The organism is Thiorhodococcus mannitoliphagus (assembly GCF_010915725.1).
GTDB lineage: Bacteria > Pseudomonadota > Gammaproteobacteria > Chromatiales > Chromatiaceae > Thiorhodococcus > Thiorhodococcus mannitoliphagus.
In genome coordinates this window covers 1-761 of sequence record NZ_JAAIJR010000394.1, presented here as the reverse complement: position 1 = coordinate 761, position 761 = coordinate 1, and the positions used below count along the sequence as shown (strand labels likewise).

At 63.5% G+C, this 761-nt stretch carries 2 protein-coding genes; both read left to right on the top strand.

The genetic code is table 11. The features are described from left to right. The coding region (locus G3480_RS27080) for an AAA family ATPase (protein WP_164657270.1) at positions 1 to 444 on the top strand (444 nt) is incomplete at its 5' end. Further along, the gene (locus tag G3480_RS27075) at positions 441 to 641 is read left to right on the top strand and encodes a hypothetical protein (RefSeq protein ID WP_164657269.1); all 201 of its coding nucleotides are present in this window, start codon (positions 441 to 443) and stop codon (positions 639 to 641) included. The genes G3480_RS27080 and G3480_RS27075, both read left to right, overlap by 4 nt. Positions 642 to 761: the final 120 nt, after the last annotated feature.

Genomic DNA, 761 nt, shown 5'->3' with positions numbered 1-761 from the left:
AAGAACGTCACGCCGCTGTGGATCATCGACGAGGCGCACAATCTGCCCGCGGAGTTCTTCCGTGACCTGCCGGCCTTCCTGAACTTCGCCTTCGACTCGCGTGACCTCATGAGCGTGTGGCTGGTCGGGCACCCCGCGCTGGAGCACACCCTCGATCGTGCCCCCTATGCGGCCTTGGCCAGCCGCATCCAGGTGCGCCTGCGCTTGAGGCCGATCAGTGAGCGCGAGCGTTTCCACAGCCTCGTCACCCAGGCCTTCAAGCACGCCGGAGCCGAGCACACCCTGCTCTCGGACTCGGGCCTGGAGCTGTTACGCCAGGCCTCGCGCGGGCTGCCACGCTACGCCGGACGCATCCTCAAGACCAGCTTACAGCTGGCGGTGCCGAAAGGATTGAATCACCTACCCGATGAGGTGATCCAGCAAGCCATCGAGGAGCTGCGATGAAGACCTGTCCCGTGTCGCTGCCAGAGGATCTCCCTCCGGCGCTCGCCTTGGTGCTCTTTGAGACACTCGAGCATCTCACCAACGCGGTTTGGAACCTCTACGAGCGTGAGCTGATCGACCTCATGATGGCGGCCGAGCACGACCCGGCGGCGCCCGTTCAAGAGACCCTCGATCTCAACGACGACCTGCCCTTCTAGCCCGCCACTGTCCCGATCTGGCCAAGGGCGCTGTTTTCCCTCAGCCAGCTCGGGACTTTTCTTTGCGTCTCACCCAAAATAGGTCGCGACGCTCTCCCTAAATCAGCGCGGGACGTAACA

Bases quoted from the DNA above. Each gene is read 5' to 3' on its own strand.
- G3480_RS27075 (WP_164657269.1), top strand. From the start codon at position 441: ATGAAGACCTGTCCCGTGTCGCTGCCAGAGGATCTCCCTCCGGCGCTC.